This window comes from Bacillus stercoris, assembly GCF_029772985.1.
GTDB lineage: Bacteria > Bacillota > Bacilli > Bacillales > Bacillaceae > Bacillus > Bacillus stercoris.
Window position 1 is genome coordinate 1055630 of sequence record NZ_CP121861.1, and the last position, 18508, is coordinate 1074137.

Annotated in this window: 17 protein-coding genes and 1 pseudogene; 12 read left to right on the forward strand and 6 right to left on the reverse strand. The window is 49.0% G+C overall.

What is annotated here, in order from left to right:
- Positions 1-54: 54 nt before the first annotated feature.
- Genes QA442_RS05485 through pucE form a run of 5 tightly spaced genes read left to right on the forward strand, consistent with a single transcriptional unit; the run spans position 55 to position 5241 of the window.
- Entirely contained in the window at positions 55-1047 is a 993-nt protein-coding gene (locus QA442_RS05485; protein WP_095431841.1) for an XdhC family protein, read from the forward strand.
- On the forward strand, positions 1044-1661 hold the full coding sequence (gene pucB, locus QA442_RS05490; RefSeq protein WP_095431840.1) for a xanthine dehydrogenase accessory protein PucB: 618 nt from the start codon (positions 1044-1046) through the stop codon (positions 1659-1661). The genes QA442_RS05485 and pucB overlap by 4 nt, the downstream gene beginning before the upstream one ends.
- Positions 1658-2491: a xanthine dehydrogenase subunit C gene (gene pucC, locus QA442_RS05495; protein ID WP_095431839.1), complete on the forward strand. Its 834-nt coding sequence runs from the start codon at positions 1658-1660 to the stop codon at positions 2489-2491. The genes pucB and pucC overlap by 4 nt, the downstream gene beginning before the upstream one ends.
- A complete protein-coding gene (gene pucD / locus QA442_RS05500) occupies positions 2492-4729 on the forward strand; it encodes a xanthine dehydrogenase subunit D (RefSeq protein ID WP_095431838.1) in 2238 nt (745 codons plus the stop codon).
- The gene (pucE, locus tag QA442_RS05505; RefSeq protein WP_095431837.1) at positions 4720-5241 is read left to right on the forward strand and encodes a xanthine dehydrogenase subunit E; all 522 of its coding nucleotides are present in this window, start codon (positions 4720-4722) and stop codon (positions 5239-5241) included. The genes pucD and pucE overlap by 10 nt, the downstream gene beginning before the upstream one ends.
- A gap of 186 nt (positions 5242-5427) precedes the next feature.
- Here pucE and QA442_RS05510 read toward each other — a convergent pair whose 3' ends face one another.
- From QA442_RS05510 to pucR, 6 genes are all read right to left on the reverse strand, one after another.
- Complete coding sequence (locus QA442_RS05510; protein ID WP_014665279.1) at positions 5428-5553, reverse strand: YjcZ family sporulation protein; 126 nt, start codon at positions 5551-5553, stop codon at positions 5428-5430.
- A gap of 420 nt (positions 5554-5973) precedes the next feature.
- Positions 5974-6318, reverse strand: coding sequence for a hydroxyisourate hydrolase (gene uraH / locus QA442_RS05515; protein WP_095431836.1), 345 nt, complete (start codon positions 6316-6318; stop codon positions 5974-5976).
- Positions 6318-7802: a factor-independent urate hydroxylase gene (gene pucL, locus QA442_RS05520; protein ID WP_095431835.1), complete on the reverse strand. Its 1485-nt coding sequence runs from the start codon at positions 7800-7802 to the stop codon at positions 6318-6320. The genes uraH and pucL overlap by 1 nt, the downstream gene beginning before the upstream one ends.
- A gap of 12 nt (positions 7803-7814) precedes the next feature.
- Entirely contained in the window at positions 7815-9107 is a 1293-nt protein-coding gene (pucK, locus tag QA442_RS05525) for a uric acid permease PucK (protein WP_095431834.1), read from the reverse strand.
- A gap of 4 nt (positions 9108-9111) precedes the next feature.
- Entirely contained in the window at positions 9112-10461 is a 1350-nt protein-coding gene (gene pucJ, locus QA442_RS05530) for a uric acid permease PucJ (RefSeq protein ID WP_095431833.1), read from the reverse strand.
- A 144-nt stretch (positions 10462-10605) separates the two neighbouring features.
- The gene (gene pucR / locus QA442_RS05535) at positions 10606-12201 is read right to left on the reverse strand and encodes a purine catabolism transcriptional regulator PucR (protein WP_014477890.1); all 1596 of its coding nucleotides are present in this window, start codon (positions 12199-12201) and stop codon (positions 10606-10608) included.
- 174 nt (positions 12202-12375) lie between these two features.
- Between pucR and QA442_RS05540 the strand changes: the two genes are divergently transcribed.
- From QA442_RS05540 to yunB, 7 genes and pseudogenes are all read left to right on the forward strand, one after another.
- Complete coding sequence (locus QA442_RS05540) at positions 12376-13716, forward strand: allantoinase (RefSeq protein ID WP_095431832.1); 1341 nt, start codon at positions 12376-12378, stop codon at positions 13714-13716.
- Positions 13717-13812: 96 nt separating this feature from the next.
- Positions 13813-14160: a YunG family protein gene (locus tag QA442_RS05545; protein WP_095431831.1), complete on the forward strand. Its 348-nt coding sequence runs from the start codon at positions 13813-13815 to the stop codon at positions 14158-14160.
- 37 nt (positions 14161-14197) lie between these two features.
- Positions 14198-15046 (forward strand): DUF72 domain-containing protein, encoded by an 849-nt coding sequence (locus tag QA442_RS05550; protein ID WP_095432022.1) that lies wholly within the window; start codon positions 14198-14200, stop codon positions 15044-15046.
- A 17-nt stretch (positions 15047-15063) separates the two neighbouring features.
- The gene (locus QA442_RS05555; RefSeq protein ID WP_014665251.1) at positions 15064-15885 is read left to right on the forward strand and encodes a sulfite exporter TauE/SafE family protein; all 822 of its coding nucleotides are present in this window, start codon (positions 15064-15066) and stop codon (positions 15883-15885) included.
- Between the two features lie 19 nt (positions 15886-15904).
- The gene (locus QA442_RS05560; protein WP_071580819.1) at positions 15905-17293 is read left to right on the forward strand and encodes a bifunctional metallophosphatase/5'-nucleotidase; all 1389 of its coding nucleotides are present in this window, start codon (positions 15905-15907) and stop codon (positions 17291-17293) included.
- Between the two features lie 64 nt (positions 17294-17357).
- Positions 17358-17663 (forward strand): YunC family protein, encoded by a 306-nt coding sequence (locus tag QA442_RS05565; RefSeq protein WP_015251300.1) that lies wholly within the window; start codon positions 17358-17360, stop codon positions 17661-17663.
- Between the two features lie 72 nt (positions 17664-17735).
- Positions 17736-18501 (forward strand): annotated as a pseudogene (gene yunB / locus QA442_RS05570) (sporulation protein YunB).
- Positions 18502-18508 lie beyond the last annotated feature (7 nt).

An 18508-nucleotide genomic window follows, 5' to 3' on the forward strand; every position in this document is an offset into this window, starting at 1 on the left:
AATCACGCGGAACTCGTTGTTTCTCACAGCAATTTTTGAGAGGAGGATGCAGCATTGGGAAATTTCCACACGGTGTTAGACGCGCTCCTGGAAGAACAGGAGGAGGCTGTGCTGGCGACCATTGTTCAGGTTGAAGGCTCCGCTTATCGAAAAGCAGGCGCTTCTATGCTCTTTAAGAAAAGCGGCCAGCGGATTGGCTTGCTGAGCGGCGGGTGCGTGGAAGAAGATTTATGCCAACGAATCAGTGCGCTGGGCGATCAGCTCACGTCAGCGCTGCTTCCCTACGACATGCGGGCGGAGGATGATCTGTCCTCGGGCATGGGAGCCGGGTGTAACGGCATGATTCATGTTCATGCGGAGCGAATCACTCAGGGAAAAAGGCGCCACTATGAAAAAGTGAGGGAATGCCTTCATTCAGGCAAAGCTGTCACTTCTATTGTAAAGATTGAATCCTCCCATTATTTATTTCTGACGGAGAATGGGCATTTTGGGAACTGGCCGGACGCGCCTCTGCAAAATATTCAACGTACTGTTTCAACGCTTCATTTACCGCATTTCGATCCGCCAACTAACATGTTTATTCAGCGAATTGAACCGAAACCGCGTCTCATTCTGTTCGGGGCGGGACCGGATACTGTACCGCTGGCCAATTTGGCGGCTGATACAGGGTTTTCTGTTATCGTGACGGATTGGCGGCCCGCTTATTGCACATCCTCTCTTTTTCCAAAAGCGGATCAGCTGATCACCGCTTTTCCGGAACAAATGCTCAGCGAATTCCAATTTTCTTCGCATGATGCAGCAGTTGTGGCAACCCATCATTATCAGCACGATCAAATGATCATCAACTTCTTATTTTCTCAAAATCTCCATTATATTGGACTGTTGGGTTCGGCAAATCGTACAAAACGGCTGCTGAACGGAAAACAGCCTCCGTCTCACTTTTACAGTCCGGTCGGGCTGGACATCGGTGCGGAAGGTCCCGAGGAAATTGCGGTAAGTGTAGTTGCAGAAATCATTCAAACAAGAAAACGGGTGGCGGTTGTATGAGAAGCCCCTATCTGATTGGGGTATTTCTCGCTGCCGGCAATAGCAAAAGAATGGGCCAAAACAAGCTGGCTTTGCCGCTAAAAGGAGAAACCATCGGCTCACTTTCTATGAAAACTGCTCTGTCGTCCCGCCTTGATCATGTGCTGGTCGTCGAGCGGACAAAGCATGCCTCCCTTGAGTGGATAGGATCGCCATATCAAGCACCGCCTTTTCAAAAACGCTGGAGCCTGCATGTTTGTCCAGACGCGGAAAAGGGTCAGGGGCATTCAATCAGCAGCGGGGTGCGAAAAGCAGAAAGCATGGGGGCGGACGGCGTTGTCATTTTGTTAGCCGACCAGCCTTTTCTTTCCATTGATCATCTCAATGCCCTTGTGGAACTGGCTCCTGAGTCATTTGCCGTATCATCATTTTTAGGGGCGTTCACCCCGCCAATTTACTTCTCATCGGCTTGTTTTCCTTATGTAAAGGGGCTAAAGGGAGATGAAGGGGCTCGCAGGCTCCTGAAAAGCGGACAGCTTGGAGCAGGTGCGGTTTTGGAGGCAAAGGGAAGCGGTGAGTTGGACGATATTGATACACCGGAGGAATATGACATGGTAAGGAGGGCGATGGCTTGAACGGCCAAGTGACCAAAGAAAGGATGAATATTCAATTGTGGAGGCCGTCAGCGCTTGATGAGGCCTATTCGCTTTTGCAGCAGCTTGCTCCGGATGTATGTGCCGCATCGGGAAGCACGCTGCTTCAGCTTCAGTGGGACAAAGGAATTTTGCCGAAACAGCACCTTGTCAGCCTTGAAGGGATTGACGAGATGCGAGGGATAAGCGTCAGTGACACCCACGTGTCGATCGGGGCGCTGACCACACTGAGTGAATGCAGAAAGAACCCTTTGATCAAGAGCGCAATTAGCTGCTTCAGTGAGGCTGCTTCCGCTGTCGCCGCACCTGCAATCCGCAGCCAGGCGACAATTGGCGGAAACATAGCGAGTAAAATCGGTGATTTGATTCCGCTTTTGCTTGTGCTTGATGCTGAGCTTATCGTGTATCAAAAGGAACAGATCAGGCTGCCGTTAGGCGCTTGGCTTGTGGATGGAGACTTTGAAACGGCTATCGTCACGCGTGTCATCGTCCCGCGGGCGGCGGGAGAGCGTGTATTTTACCGCAAGCTTGGGAGGCGTCAGGCTTTTACAGGAGCGGTTGCTGTTGCAGCCGGACGTTTTTTGAAAGACGGCGGCATTCGTCTCGCCGCTGGCCATGCCGATATCACACCTGAAAGATTATTGGACAGCGAAGAGAAATGGAAGGCATCAGGGTGGGACCCGCATGAGCTGTACAAAACACTTATCCATGAGCTGCCGTTTTCCGCAGATGATTTTATGTCAGCGGCATACAGAAAAAAAGCCGCTGCCAACGTCATCATGGCAGAGCTGATGGCTGAGGGAGGGGAATAAATGATCATCAACAAACCATCAAGAGTCAGGCCGGATGGAAGGGAAAAGGTCACAGGGGAACTGAAATATATGACCGATCTCAGCTTTCCAGGAATGCTGTATGGCAAAGTGCTGAGAAGTGCTTATCCTCATGCAGAGATTGTGTCAATTTGCACCATGAAAGCTGAGAAAGTGGAAGGCGTGCGGGCCGTCGTCACGCATAAAGACGTTCCCGGCTTAAACCGATTTGGCCTTGTCATCCCTGATCAGCCGGTTTTATGCGAGGACAGGGTGCGGCATGTCGGAGATGCGATCGCCGCAGTTGCTGCGGAAACGGAGGAAATCGCGGAGGCTGCGCTGGAGCTGATTTGCGTTGAGTATAAAGAACTGGAGGTCATTGATTCACCTGAAAAAGCGCTTCAGCCGGGCGCGCATAGACTGCACGAGGACGGGAATATCCTGCACCGCGCGTTTTTTTCAAACGGTGATGTAGAACAGGGTTTTCGAGCATCTGACACAGTCCTTGAAGAAACCTATGAGCTGCCGCGGCAGATGCATACGTATATGGAAACGGAGGGAGGCGTAGCCGTTCCGGAGGATGATGGAGGCTTTACGATGTATGCAGGCACGCAGCACGGCTATAAAGACCGATTCCAGCTTGCCCGTATTTTTGACATTCCTGAAGAGAAGATCAGGGTTGTGTCAAGTCCGATGGGCGGCTCATTCGGAGGGAAGGATGAACTGAATATCCAGCCGTATGCTGCACTTTTGGCCTTGAAAAGCAGACGTCCGGTCAAAGTTCATCAAACACGAAAGGAATCTGTACGTTCTGGCATTAAGCGCCATCCGATGAAGATTACGATAAAAACGGGTGCGGATCATGCAGGAAATCTATTGGCGCATGACGTGAAAATTGTGGCGGACACAGGCGCTTATGCTACGCTCGGACCGGCAGTTCTGGACTTTTCTGTCGAGCACGCCGCGGGGCCGTACCGTATTCCGAATATCCGGACTGAAGGAATATCTGTATTTACGAACAACGGGGTGGCTGGAGAATTTCGGGGTTTTGGCGGCAACCAAATCACATTTGCACTCGAAACCCATCTAGATCGTCTCAGCAGCATGCTCGGCATTGATCCGCTGGAGCTGAGAGGAAAAAATATCAGAAATCCGCATGACTTGGGGCCGCTTGAGCATCGGATTGCACCAACTGACGGAGCGGCGCAAGTGCTGGACACTATTTCTAAATCTCCCATTCTTACAAGAACAAGCCGGAAATGCGGGTATCTGCAAAGAGGCACGGGAGCGGCAATTACAATGCACGGCGGCGGGCTGGGGTTTGGCCGAATGGATGCGGCAGGAGGCCGTTTGTCTCTTTCGAGTGAAGGCAAAATCACTGCTTCGTTTGGATTTGAAGAATGCGGACAGGGGATTCTAGCAGCGATTGAACAGATTGTCATGGAGGAGTTAGGTTGTGCCGTAGAGGATATTTCCGTTGTTATTGGGGATACCGCAAAAGTGCCGAAGTCAGGCTCCTCCACAGCATCCCGCGGCACAAGCATGGTGTGGCATGCGATCCAGCGTTTGAAGAAGCCGTTTCTAGCTCAGTTGAAAAAACGGGCGGCAGAATGGAATGGCTGTTCAGCGGAAAACCTTATGCTCGGCGCTGCAGGATTGCGTGAAAAAAACACGAAGGCGCTCGTGGTGACGTATAAGGAGCTGGCTGAAAAAGGCCCTTTGGCAGAGGAAACGGCATTTGACTTTCCAACAACGCCTGATCCTGTAGTGGGCGGCCATTTTCTTTACTCATTTGGAGCGGCTGCCGTTGAGGTGGAGGTAGATCTGTTAACAGGCGATGTCAAAGTGATAGATTGTGAGCATGCTATTGCAGCAGGTCCGGTTGTCAGTCCGCAGGGTTATCGAGGTCAAATTGAAGGCGGCGCTGCCATGGCACTCGGCTATACACTGATGGAGGAAGCGAAAATGACGGACGGCCGTTATGCCGCGGAAAATCTAGATCACTATTTGATCCCCGGAGTCAAAGATGTTCCTGACATGAAGGTGATTGCAATAGAGGACTTAATGAAGGGTGATGCATATGGACCGCGCGGTGTTGGCGAAATCGGAACGATCGCCATCACTCCAGCTATTGTAAAGGCCATACATGATGCGGTCGGATGCTGGATAAATAAGCTGCCCATTTCAAGAGAAGAACTTCTTAACGCGATAGACAGGAAGGGGATGAAAGAATGGACGTAAAAGAGGCCGGGCCGTTTTCTGTAAAAAAGGAACAGTTGCGGATGACCGTGAATGGACAGGAGTATGAGGTTGCAGCCGTTCCTGCGACACGTCTAAGTGACCTGCTTAGAAAGGAATTTCAGCTGACCGGGACAAAGGTGTCCTGCGGAATCGGCCGCTGCGGAGCGTGCTCTATCCTTATCGACGGAAGGCTGGCCAATGCGTGCATGACGATGGCTTACCAAGTGGACGGCCATTCCATTACAACAATTGAAGGAATTCATAAAAAAGAGCTGGATATCTGCCAAACCGCTTTCTTAGAGGAAGGCGGCTTCCAATGCGGCTACTGCACCCCGGGCATGACGATTGCCCTTAAAGCGCTGTTTGAGGAAAACCCGCATCCGGCTGACGAAGACATAGAAGAGGGGCTGGCGGGGAATTTGTGCCGGTGTACCGGGTATGGCGGGATTATGCGGTCTGCTTGCAGGATTAGAGAAGAGTTGAACGGAGATAGACGGGAGTCCGGCTTTTAAAAGCCGGATTTTTTTAGCCTGACATTTTACTATGAAAAAGCGGTCAGACAGCGTGTGGGAAAACATACGGTACATTTCGTAGAATTGATAGCTCCAGCTTCACATAGCAAAGACGCCATAAAAACTTCTTATGGCGTCTGCCGGACAGGGAGGTGCTGATACCGCAGAGGATAGGCAAAGTCAAACTTAATAACCGCTAAAGAAAGAAGCTCCAACAATGATTAACAAAATGAATAGCACTACGATTAAAGCGAAGGAGCTGCCGAGACCGCTTGAATAACCAGAGTTTCCGCCAGAATTGTAGAATCCCATAAAGTCACCTCCTTTAGTGGAGATAGAATAAGATATGCCAAACGATCATTTTCGACATAGATTTGAGTCTAAAAAAGAAAAAATGAATATTTTGTCTGAAGGTGTAAGAGAGACCGCATGATCAAAACTATTAAAACCGAACAATTGTATTCAAAGTATTTTTGGAGAGAAAAAGCGGTCTGTTTATAGGATTGGGAAAGGGAGTTCGGCTGCTAAGAGCTGTCTTATCAGTTTGAAACCTCGATTTATAAATGAAAGGGTTTCAGGATATTTTTTCTATGGGTGATTATGATGAAAAAAACTGGAGGGGGTTATTCAGGCAGTTGTTTCACTACGTGTGGGATCACTTCAAGTACTGTCCTAAGGATCAAAAGTTTATTGAAATGCAAATAAAGCCCGCCTCACCGGCGGGCTTTTTCGTTAACTCCCCCTATATACCTGATAACCAAACGGCGACAGCAAAAGCGGGATATGGTAATGCGCATCTGGATCTGCAATGTGAAAACGGACGGTGACGATGGTTAAAAACGGCTGATCGGCTGCGTTCGTGTTTTTACTCGCAAAATAGTCTCCTGCATGAAATTCCATCACATATTCTCCGGACACCAACTCTTCAGCAGCCAGCAGAGGGACTTCGACTTTTCCGTCCTTGTTAGTGTACACCTCTTTCATTATACTTTCACCCAGCCGCTTCAATTCAATTTTGACGTTCGCCGCTGGTTTGCCGCAGGTTAAATCTAAAATATGGGTGGTCAGCTTTCCCATCAGGCTTTCAGGCTCCCTGCGGTTTCAGCGGTTTTCTGTTTTTCTTTCTCGGCGTCTTCTCTTGTCACGGTAAAGCGCTGGAAGCCAAATGGCGGGCGCGGTTCGGTGTAGACTTTTCCTTTTGCCCCCGGGATCTCTTCAACGACTGTGTCCCATGTGTGATTTTGTGATTGGAAGCTGACATCAGTGAGCTGTGGGAACCTCGCTAATATTCTGCAGCCGATGTGATAGATTAAGTGTTGGATTGAAGGGGTTTCGAGCTCGTGAAAAACGGTGCTCGCCAAGTCGCGGACTTGTTCAGCCGCGACGTAGCGGGCTGGGTCAGAAGCATATGCGTCATTGGTGTTTTCATACTGCCAGCTGATGTTTAAATAGACAAACAGGGGGCGGTTGCCGTCTTCGGGAAGAGTCGTATATTCGTCCCGGATGAAGCCGGCGAAGGAGTTGCCGCTCACCTTAACGAGCTGAAGATCCATGATTTCGCTGTATTGTTCTGTAATCGTGATGGTATTCCCGCTGCGTTCGGCTTTCAGCACAGAGCGGCTTCGTTCATTGCGTGATCTTCTGAAGACAAGGCGGCTTGTGGTGAGCTCTTTCTCCTCGTATGCAGGCATTGCTTCAAACGGAATGTCTTCGCCAGTCAGAGTGATCGTGTCCATATGAGAATAGGTATCCAAAAATTGGTGAGCTACATATTGTAGGAACCCCTCGGTTGTCGTTCCTTCATAGGATGCGAGATGGCGCTGGATAAAGTTTTTCATTGAATCCGTTGCCACGACGAGAGTGTTGTCTCCGTCTGTAAATGATGGCAGGAAAGCGTCTCCGCCAATTTCGCATGTCACATCAACGCCGACAACTGTATTGTCTCTCTCGGTAAAAGATGATTCTGGGATTTGCTTCACTCCAGTGAGCGGTTTTAAAAACGTTCGGTATGCAAATACATTTCCTTTGCCATAAGACATGGTTCTTTTCATTTGCGTCTCTCCTTTTTCAGTGATGATGTCAGCCAGGCGAAAGCGGGCGATTCGGTAAATTTCTATAAGGGCCTGCTGGAACTCCGATTCCCGTTCGTTCTCAAGCCTTTCCAGCAGGGCTTGATGAATGTCCTGTTTCGTCTTTCCCTTTACCGCTAAAATAAAAGGAAAGCCGAAGCGATCATAATAGTGTTCGTTCAGCTTGAAAAACTCCTCGTATTCCTGCTGTTCCAGTTTGCTGAGCCCTGCGTTCTGCTGCTCTTTTATCGACTCACTGCTCATTGTTTTCTTTGTTCCGAGCCGAGGGTGCTTATTGATTACCTCAAGCTGTGTCTTGCGATCCGCAGCTTTTACAATACCCGTCATTTTGCGGTGAAGATCACAAAGGGACGAAAACGGCCGTAATGCCGCGGATCTCTCCGCAATCCATGAAGAGTGTTCAAAAATAGAGCCAAGTGTGTCTGTCAGTGTTTGTGTGTCCATTTGGTTCAGGTCATCCATTGTGAGCATTGGCATCTTCCTTTACGTTTTTATGTCTGAGCCATTCGGCTGTTTGGCTTGAAAAAAAGCGTGCAGTGCTATGGCTGTCAAACTGCCGATCACGATTCCGCTTCCCGCCAAGACTGATGCGGCGCCCGGAAGTGATGAAAACAGCGCGGGAACAGTTGTAGCGCCAAGCCCCAAGCTGACGGAAGAGGCGATAATCAACAGGTTGCCTTGTGAATCGAAGTCGACGCTGGACAGCATTTTGATCCCGTACGAAATGACCATGCCGAACATGACGATCATTGCGCCGCCGAGAACTGGGTTGGGGATCACTGTAGTCAGTGCCGCGGCTTTTGGAACAAGCCCGATCGCCATCAGCATGATTCCTGTGGTGGCGACGACGTGGACACTTTTTATCTTTGAAAGCTGTACGATGCCGACATTTTGCGAGAAGGCTGTATAGGGAAACGCGTTAAATAAGCCGCCTAGCATAATCGCAAGGCCTTCCGCCCGGTAGCCCTTTTCCAGATCCTTCTCCGACAGTCTGCGGTTTGTGATATCGGCAAGCGCAAAGTAAACACCAGTCGATTCGACGAGACTGACAAGCGCAACGAGAAGCATCGTGACAACAGCCGGCCATTCAAAGGCAGGCGGTCCGAAATAAAACAGAGACGGAACATGAAGCCAAGATGCCTCCAAGACCTCAGAGAAATTGACCTTTCCCATGAAGTATGCAGCCGCTGTTCCTGCGATCATACCGAGCAAAATCGCTATGGAACGGATAAAACCTTTAAAGAAATAAAACAGCAATAAGATAAAAGCTGTGACGCCAAACCCGAGGAGGACGTTGTCCAGTGAGCCGAATTCTTTGCTTCCTTCACCTCCGGCCAGGTTATTCATTGCCGTCGGGATCAGGCTGATACCGATGATCATGACGACTGATCCGGTTACGGCAGGCGGAAAAAAACGGACAAGCTTTCCGAAGAAGCCTGCGGCTAAGACGACAATCAGCCCTGCGGCGATAATGGCACCATATATCGCTGGGACACCGTAAGTGCTGCCGATAGAAATCATCGGGCCGACTGCGGTAAACGTGCATCCGAGCACAACGGGAAGGCCGATGCCGAAATACCGGTTTCTCCAGAGCTGCAAAAGAGTCGCCGCCCCGCACATGAACAAATCGATCGCAATTAAATACGTCAGCTGCCCCGCATTCAGTCCGATCGCCGCTCCGACGATCAGCGGAACGAGAATGGCTCCCGCATACATGGCGAGCATGTGCTGAAGCCCCAGCATCATCAGCTGAAAGGCATTGTGCTGTTCCTTCATCTTTTTACACCTCTTTTTCTAATGCGAGTGTATGTTCTAATACCGGAAGTTCAGTTTTCTGAGCTGTTTTGTCTTTTTTGCCGCGCAAGCTGAAAAATAGATTCAAAAAGATAGCGGTCAGGCTGCCAGTGATGGTGCCGTCACTGACCAGAATCCGGATCGGAGCGGGGAATTCAGCAAAAATCCCGGGGACGGTACTGGCGCCGATGCCGAGTGCGATTGAGCATGCGATGGTCAGGAGGTGGTATTGATTTGTGAGATCCGCTGTGCTGAGCATTTTGACGCCGGAGGCAATCACCATGCCGAACATGACGACGGTTGCGCCGCCAAGCACAGCAGCAGGAACGGCAGAAGCAAGGGCAGCAATCTTCGGAATCAGTCCGAGACAGACAAGGATAAAGCCTGCGGTAATCACGACGTTTCTCGTTTTTACCTTCGTCAGCTGCAATAAGCCGGCGTTTTGCGCAAAGGTATTATAAGGAAAGGCATTGAACAGCCCGCCGATGAGAATGGCGATTCCCTCCGCGCGATACCCTTTGACGAGGTCATTTTCAGTTAAAGGTCTGCCGCATATCTTTCCGATTGCGTAGAAAACGCCGGTTGATTCCACAATAATGACGATTCCGACGATCAGCATCGTTAAGATCGGGCCAATTTCAAACGCAGGAGCTCCGAAATAAAAAGGCTTCGGGATTTGGAAGAATGGTGCTTCTGTAACAGAAGAAAAGCTGACTTTGCCCATGATCGCTGCCGCCGCTGTTCCGGCGGCGATTCCGATCAGGACGGACAGTGTTCGGGCAAATCCTTTGAGAAAGCGGTTGAGGACTAAGATCAGAACAAGGACACCGACAGAGAGAAGAAGGTTTTCGAGCGAACCGTATTCGGGGTTGGCGCTGCCGTTTATTTTTTCGCCGCCAGCCATATTTTTCACACCTGTCGGAACTAGTGAAAGGCCGATCAATGTCACAACCGTACCTGTTACGACAGGAGGAAATAACACAGTCAGTTTGCCGAAAAAACGAGCAAACAAAAAGATGAACACACCGGCCGCGATGATAGAACCGTAAATCGTGTGAATGCCGTAATTGGCGCCGATTGCAATCATCGGGGTGACGGCCACAAATGAGCTGCCAAGCATGACGGGAAGCCCGATGCCGATGTATGCTCCGCGCAAGGTTTGCAAAAGCGTCGCGACGCCGCACGTTAACAGGTCAATCGCCAATAGGTAGGACAGCTGTTCAGTTGTTACATTCAGTGCCCTGCCGACAAGCAGGGGCACCAAAATCGCACCTGCATACATGGCCAGCACATGCTGCAGGCCAAGCGTAAACACCGTAAACGATCCTTTTTTCATCATAGTCCCTCCTCGTATGTGAACTTTAGTAACATGATATCGTGCCGATTGAGGAGTGTCATTGGATACAGTAGCCGAAAAAGACAGGTGTGATTGCTGAAAGTGACGAAAAATGATTGATTTTGTAAGAGAATGTGACAAACGTTAGCTGATCAGCCGCTGCATACGTAAGGCAAGCCGCAAACGCATCGTTGTTTCTGGATCTTTTAAGCTTTTTCCAAGCAGCTCTTCGCATTTTTCAAGGCGGTAAATGACCGTATTGCGATGAACGTACAGACGCTTGGCCGTCTCTGAAATTTGGCAGTGTGTCTCTAAATAGACGGAAAGCGTATGAAGAAGGCTTTGATCCTCCTGCTGTTTTTCAGCAAGGCTCTGAAGCGTGGAGTTGTAAAATTTCTTCAAATCCTCAACCGGGAGCAAGCGCAGAAGCTCAGGCACATCTTTTGCGTGATACACCTGGATAAATGCGGTGCTTCTAGACAAATGCCCCGATTGCAGAGCATCAGAAGCTTCTGTGAACGCGTCGGGAACATCAATGAGCTTTTGGCAGATATTGCTGATGCCAAAGGACACGGTTCGTTTAAATTGAGCGCTGACCTGTGTTTGGAACTGTTCTAAAAAGCTGATCACCGAGGCGTGCATTTCACTCCAGCTGTCTGTCGCCTCGATGAGAATAATGCCGACGTTTCCTTTCATAAAGAAGTGAGGCGGAAACGGGAAGGCCGATAATTCACCTTCGAGAAATTCGAATACGCTGTCGGAAGCGAGCTGATTTTCTGTAAAGCTGATTGATTCGTCATTGCGATCGAGTTTACCGGCAATGCACATGTATTTTTGGTCCCAGCGCAGCTTGAATTCTTTTGCCCGGTTTTTGATTTCGTCGTCTGAAGAAAATGACCGCTCAATAAAATTGTTAAAAAACTCATTGCGCGCCCGCCGGCTGAACTGTTTCAGCGCATTTTCCTTCAGCAGTTCAAAGGAAATGACGTTGGCCGCTTGTTCAATCGTGAGGATCAATCCTTTGTCGCCGGCCTGCACCATGTCTGGTATCAGCAGATATCCGCAATTTTTTTCGTGATTATAAATAGGCAGGACAGAATATGTTTTCTGATCTGAGATTGTAGAGAAACAAGTGAAAAATGGCCCGGATACGGTATTCAGGGTGCCTTTCAGTTTTTCGGTTTCAACTGAAATTTGATGAGACGCTGACAGCATTTTAGCATGCTGGTCTAGAAGCAGCACGGGAAGCTGAAGGAGGTCTGACACCTTTTTGAGCAGAGATTGCAGCCCCTTGCCGCTCATAATGTGGTTTGTGAATTTTTTGTGCGCGTAAATGGCTTGCTGCAGCTCGTTAGAACGCATATCGAGAATATGGCTGAGAGTGGCATTCACAATATCGCCGAGGCGGATGTGTTCCGGAAGCTCAATGATCGGGAACGCATATGAATCGGCCAGTTCGATGATTTCCTTCGGGATATCTTCCAGATAGCGCTTTGTTTTAATGCCGAGGCCCGCGCAGCCGCGTTTTGCCATTTGCCGAATCAGTTCAGATAATTGATGCGGGTGATCCTTCAGGTGATAGGCGGTGGTGACGAGCAATTCATTCTTATGCAAAAAGTCTGCGATATCCGGAGCGTCCATCATGTTGACATGCTGAACCTCCCTTTCCCCTCCTGCTTTTCCAGCGATTAAATTGGCGTTTTCAAAAGCCGGTATTTTCATCACATCAAAAATATTCATAGCGCATTCTCCTTTTTTGTAAAAACATTGGTTAAGATGAATAATTTTCAATAGGAATTCTAGCGGTTTTGCTGATGTAATACGATCATAGTAGCAGTAAACTGTTGAAAATAGAACTGGTTGTGTGACATAAACTGACATGAAAAATCGTCATCCTTACATGGGGGGATCAATATGGCTTACGATATGGTCATAAAAGGTGCAAAGGCAGTTACGCCAGATGGCGTTACAGAAGCTGATATTGCAGTTCAAAACGGTGTCATTGCCGAGATAGGTTCTGACATCGAAGCAAGCGGGGCGGAAATCATCAAGGCAGACGGGACATACGTGTTTCCTGGTGCGATAGACTGCCATGTTCATTTTAATGAACCGGGCAGGGAAGATTGGGAGGGATTTGAAACAGGTTCTCAAATGATGGCCGCAGGCGGCTGCACCACCTATTTTGATATGCCGCTCAACTGCATTCCATCAACCGTGACGGCAGAGCACCTTCTCGCAAAAGCTGAGCTGGGCAGGCAAAAATCAGCCGTGGATTTTACGCTATGGGGCGGTCTTGTGCCTGGCCATATCGAGGACATCCGCCCAATGGCTGAAGCGGGAGCGATCGGGTTTAAAGCGTTTTTATCAAAGTCAGGCACTGATGAGTTCCGCTCTGTTGACGAACGGACATTGCTCAAAGGTATGGCGGAAATCGCGGCTGCAGGAAAAATCCTCGCTCTCCACGCGGAAAGTGACGCGATCACAAGCTACTTGCAGATGGTTTTGGCCAATAAAGGAAAGGTGGATGCGGATGCGTACGCCGCCTCCCGCCCGGAGGAAGCCGAAGCTGAAGCGGTGTATCGCACGATTCAGTATGCGAGGGTGACAGGCTGTCCGGTTCATTTTGTCCATATCAGCACGGCGAAAGCGGTCCGGCTGATCAGAGAGGCGAAACAGGAAGGGCTTGATGTTTCGGTCGAGACATGCCCGCATTATGTCTTGTTCAGCCATGACGATTTACGGGAAAAGGGCTCTGTTGCAAAATGCGCGCCTCCGCTCCGGTCACGGCAATCAAAAGAGACGCTGATCGAGGCGCTCATTGCCGGGGACATTGACATGGTTTCCTCAGACCATTCCCCTTGCCGTCCATCCTTAAAGCGGGAGGACAATCTGTTTTTATCATGGGGCGGAATCAGCGGCGGGCAGTTCACTTTATTAGGCATGCTGGAACTGGCGCTTGAACATCAGATTCCGTTTGAAACCATCGCAGAATGGACAGCGGCGGCCCCTGCAAAACGATTTGGCCTTCAGAAAAAAGGACGGCTCGAGGCGGGGTGTGATGCGGATTTCGTGCTCGTCAGCATGGAGCCGTACACTGTCACAAGAGAATCGATGTTTGCAAAGCATAAAATAAGCATTTACGAAGGACATACATTTCCCTGCCGTATTTCGGCCACTTACAGCAAAGGCCGGTGCGTGTACAATGATGGGGAAAAAGTCAGCGGAATTGACGGAGCGCTGGTCGTTCCTTCGTAAGCCCGGCGGATTTTACCGCCGGGTTTTTTGATTTCTGCCGTTCTTGTTTTTAAAATTTCATCAACGTGGTATCTTTTTTAAAAGGAGGCGGAGGCAGTGGAGCATGTCAAATACATACTTAAGCAATCTTGGTCTCGCCATACGAGCTCTAAATGGACGGAAGAATGCCCGTCATGCGGCCAATGCGGTGTGACGTCATTGGTGATTCAGGATCAATTCGGCGGCGCCATTCTGAAAACAAGAGTCGGTGAGAGCTGGCATTTTTATAACAGCATCCATGGTGTGATGTACGATTTTACGAGTGAGCAGTTTCAGGCGCCTATTGAATATCAGCACATTCCTTCCTCCAGAGAAGAGGCGTTTTTAGATACGAATGAGGAACAATATCAGCATTTGCGTGAGGCATTTTCCCGCCATATGAACAGCATTTCCGAGGAAACCTGAAAACACGTGTGATAAACTGGAAGAGAGGTGAATGAGTGTGATTTATATCGGACTGACGGGATGGGGGGATCATGACAGCATCTATCCGCCGAAGACGGCCAGCCAGAAAAAATTGCAGGCCTATTCCTCCCATTTTCCGATCGTGGAATTAGACGCGAGCTTTTACGCGATTCAGCCGGCTCGCAATAATGAAAAGTGGGTCAAGGAAACGCCCGAAACCTTCCAATTTATCGTGAAAGCATATCAGGGCATGACAGGGCATCAGCGCGGTGAAATTCCCTTTGACTCAAAAGAGGAGATGTTTGATGCGTTTAAGGTGTCTTTAACACCATATTTACATAGCAACAAGCTCGCCATGGTGCTGTTTCAATTTCCGCCGTGGTTTGACTGCAAGAAGGAGAATGTCGCCTATTTGAGATGGTGCAAGCACCAAATGGGGGATATTCCTTGTGCGCTTGAATTCAGAAACCGTTCCTGGTTCTCGCCGCCGTTTTATGAGCAGACGCTTTCATTTATGAAAGCGGAAGGCTGGATTCACAGTGCTTGTGATGAACCGCAAATCGGAGAAGGCAGCGTTCCGACTGTGCTGCGCGCGACCGATGAAAACAAAACGCTCGTCAGGTTTCACGGACGCAACAAGCAGGGCTGGATGAAGCCTGACGGCGGGAAAAACTGGCGCGAGGTCAGGTACCTATACCGCTACAACCAACAGGAGCTGGAGGATTGGAAAAAGCACCTGAATGAATTGCAGCAGCAATGTAAGGATGTTTTTGTCCTGTTCAACAATAATTCCGGCGGTGACGCGGCGGATAACGGCAAGCAGATGCTTGAACTGCTTGATATCGAGTACAGCGGACTTGCTCCGAGACAGCTCGATTTATTTTAGAAAAGAGGTTTTTACTGATGTCGTTTGTGATTTTGGTCGTCCTGGGATTAATCGCAGGTACGGTAGGAAGTCTGATCGGGCTTGGCGGCGGAATTGTCATTGTGCCGTCTTTGATGTTTTTAAGCACAGTGACGCCGCTGTTTCAGGATGTGACGCCGCAGGTTGCGATTGGAACTTCGCTTTTGGTCATTATTTTTACGGGTCTTTCTTCAACTTTGGCTTATATTAAATATAAAATCGTTGATTATAAGAGCGGGCTCATTTTCTTTATCGGTTCAGGTCCCGGCAGCATAATCGGGGCTTATGTGTCAAAGCTGTTCAATTCAAACTCATTTTCCGTTTGGTTTGGCATTTTTATGATTCTGATTTCATTATCCTTAATGCTGAAAGCGAAAGCCCGGCCCATTAACAAAGCGCACAAAGGGATTATCCGGACATTTCAGGATGATGCCGGTGAGCCTTATACGTACTCATATCAGGCCCCTGTCGGTATTGCCATTGCCTTTGTTGTCGGTTTTTTAGGCGGGCTTTTCGGAATAGGCGGCGGATCACTGATGGTTCCGGCGATGATGCTGTTATTTTTGTTTCCGCCGAAGGTTGCGGTCGCAACATCCATGTTTATTATTTTCCTGTCTTCTATGACAGGGTCTGTTTCACATATTATTTCCGGGCACGTCAATTGGCTGTACGCCCTCGCGCTTGTGCCCGGCGCTTGGTTCGGCGGAAAGCTTGGCGCCGCCATCAACAGAAAAATGCAGACGAAAACGATCGTTATGATCATGCGGATCGTATTGATTTTGATCGGCTGCCAGCTCATTTATGAAGGCATTTTCAGCTGAACGTTTAGGGAGAGATATTATGAAGGAGAAGCTCCGCTTATATCATACAAATGATTTGCACAGCCATTTTGAAAACTGGCCGAAAATTGTAGATTATATCGAGCAGAAAAGAAAAGAGCATCAATCAGACAGCGAAGAGACGCTCGTATTTGATATTGGCGATCATCTTGATCGTTTTCAATTCGTGACAGAGGCGACATTCGGAAAAGCCAATGTCGATCTCTTAAACCGCCTTCACATTGATGGAGCGGCGATTGGCAATAACGAAGGGATTACGCTTCCGCATGAAGAGCTTGCTGCTTTATATGATCATGCTGAATTTCCTGTTATCGTCTCCAACCTGTTTGATAAAAACGGAAACCGTCCGTCCTGGGCGGTGCCTTACCATATCAAATCATTGAAAAACGGTATGTCCATTGCTTTCTTAGGCGTAACTGTGCCGTATTATCCCGTTTACGACAAGCTGGGATGGACAGTAACAGATGCCCTTGATAGCGTAAAGGAAACCATTCAGGAAGTGAAAGGGCAGGCGGATATCATCGTCCTGCTGTCGCATTTAGGCATTCTTGATGATCAAGCAGTGGCTGAAGCGGTACCTGAGATTGATGTCATTCTCGAATCGCACACCCATCATTTGCTTGAAGACGGACAAGTGGTGAACGGGGTATTGCTTGCCAGTGCTGAGAAATACGGGCATTATGTCGGCTGTGTAGAAATCACGGTGGACAGTGTACAGCGAAGCATCATCAGCAAAACAGCGTCTGTGCAGAACATGGCGGAATGGACAGGAGAATCCGCAGAAACAAAAGCGTTTCTTAATGAAAAAGAACGTGAAGCCGAGGAGAAGCTCTCCGATGCCGTTGCGGAGCTTGCCCAAGATGCTGAGGTGAAGTGGTTTGAAGAATCAGAGCTGCCTTTGCTTTTGGCGTACGCGTTAAAAGAATGGTGCGAGACGGACATCAGTATGGTGAATTCAGGTGTCATTCTCGGTCCGCTGAAAGCAGGCCCTGTGACGAAACTGGATCTGCACCGCATCTGTCCGCATCCGATCAACCCGGTGGCTGTCCGCCTGACGGGAGAAGAACTGAAGGAAACCATTGTCCATGCCGCTTCCGAACAGGTGGAACAGCTCCGGATCAAAGGGCTCGGCTTCCGCGGAGAAGTGATGGGGAAAATGGTGTATGCCGGTGTTGAGGTAGAAACGAAACGGCTCGATGACGGGATCACGCATGTCACCCGCATCACGCTGAACGGGGAAGATATTGAAAAACATAAACAATACTCCGTTGCGGTGCTTGATATGTTTACGCTCGGCAAACTGTTTCCGTTGATTCGCGACGCGGCAGAAAAAGAATATTTTATGCCGGAATTTTTGCGGGATCTGCTCGCTTGGAAGCTCGCGCAATAAGGCTGTCAGCCCACAACAAGCTGTGCCCTTCATCATAAAGTGATGAATGAAGGGAGTGGTTGACGTGGTAAATCTGACACCGATCATGATAGAAGGACAGCCTTTTACAGCTGTGACAGTAAAGCTTCCCAAAACGAATTTTATGGCCGTCGCCAATGATCACGGATACATTATGTGCGGCGCGCTCGATGTGGCGCTGCTGAATGAAAAATTAAAGGAGCGCGGCATCGTGGCGGGGCGGGCAGTTGGTGTCCGCACCATTGACCAGCTGTTAGACGCACCTTTAGAATCCGTCACGTACGCCGCGGAAGATCTTGGCATTCAAGTCGGCATGAGCGGCAGAGAAGCGCTTTTAAAAATGGTGAAATAAAATAAATTGGCCCCGGCTATTACTATGTCCCCTCTTACAAGCATACATTGTGATATGTAAGGGGGGATTTTCTTGCCAAGATATCGCGGCCCTTTTCGCAAGAGAGGACCTTTGCCTTTCCGTTACGTGATGCTCCTGTCAGTTGTCTTTTTTATCCTGTCAACAACGGTCAGCCTTTGGATGATCAATGGCTCGATCAAACCTGTTTTAATGGACATCGGCGAGATGGAAACAAAGCGTATCGCGACAGAGGTGATCCAGGATTCGATTGAGGACTATATGTCTGACAGTGAAAATATGAAAGATATGTTTCAAATGAATTCTGATGAAAACGGAAACTTAACGACAATCGATTTTAATACACAGGTTGTAAACAGTGTAAAAACAAAAGTGACAAAGCAGCTTCAGGCTCATCTGAAAGAGATGGAAACCCATACCGGACACAGCGGCGCCAGTGAAAACATTATGATCAACATTCCGCTGGGACAGGTAACCGAACAGCCTTCTTGGAAACCTCGGGCCGAAAATCCCGGTTCGGTTCAATTTAATCGGTGACGCTTTTACAGATGTCAAAACCAAAATCAAGCCTTATGGCATAAATAACGCACTTATTGATATCAGCATCTTTGTCGAAATTAAAGTGAAGGTCATCATTCCATTTGCTAGCAAAACCGCTGTCGTCACAAATAATGTTCCTGTATCGATTAAAGCAGTGCAGGGCGAAGTGCCGCAGTTTTATAATGGAAGCGGCGGCTCGGGTGTCACGCCTTCTGTCCAGCTTCCGAGCAGCAAAGAAGAAGACGGTGCCGATTCAAAAAAAGAAAAAAGCAGCAAATAAGCCGCCT

Bases quoted from the DNA above. Each gene is read 5' to 3' on its own strand.
- pucB (WP_095431840.1), top strand. From the start codon at position 1,044: ATGAGAAGCCCCTATCTGATTGGGGTATTTCTCGCTGCCGGCAATAGC.
- pucD (WP_095431838.1), top strand. From the start codon at position 2,492: ATGATCATCAACAAACCATCAAGAGTCAGGCCGGATGGAAGGGAAAAG.
- pucE (WP_095431837.1), top strand. From the start codon at position 4,720: ATGGACGTAAAAGAGGCCGGGCCGTTTTCTGTAAAAAAGGAACAGTTG.
- QA442_RS05510 (WP_014665279.1), bottom strand. From the start codon at position 5,553: ATGGGATTCTACAATTCTGGCGGAAACTCTGGTTATTCAAGCGGTCTC.
- uraH (WP_095431836.1), bottom strand. From the start codon at position 6,318: ATGGGAAAGCTGACCACCCATATTTTAGATTTAACCTGCGGCAAACCA.
- pucL (WP_095431835.1), bottom strand. From the start codon at position 7,802: ATGCTCACAATGGATGACCTGAACCAAATGGACACACAAACACTGACA.
- pucK (WP_095431834.1), bottom strand. From the start codon at position 9,107: ATGAAGGAACAGCACAATGCCTTTCAGCTGATGATGCTGGGGCTTCAG.
- pucJ (WP_095431833.1), bottom strand. From the start codon at position 10,461: ATGAAAAAAGGATCGTTTACGGTGTTTACGCTTGGCCTGCAGCATGTG.
- pucR (WP_014477890.1), bottom strand. From the start codon at position 12,201: ATGAATATTTTTGATGTGATGAAAATACCGGCTTTTGAAAACGCCAAT.
- QA442_RS05540 (WP_095431832.1), top strand. From the start codon at position 12,376: ATGGCTTACGATATGGTCATAAAAGGTGCAAAGGCAGTTACGCCAGAT.
- QA442_RS05555 (WP_014665251.1), top strand. From the start codon at position 15,064: ATGTCGTTTGTGATTTTGGTCGTCCTGGGATTAATCGCAGGTACGGTA.
- QA442_RS05560 (WP_071580819.1), top strand. From the start codon at position 15,905: ATGAAGGAGAAGCTCCGCTTATATCATACAAATGATTTGCACAGCCAT.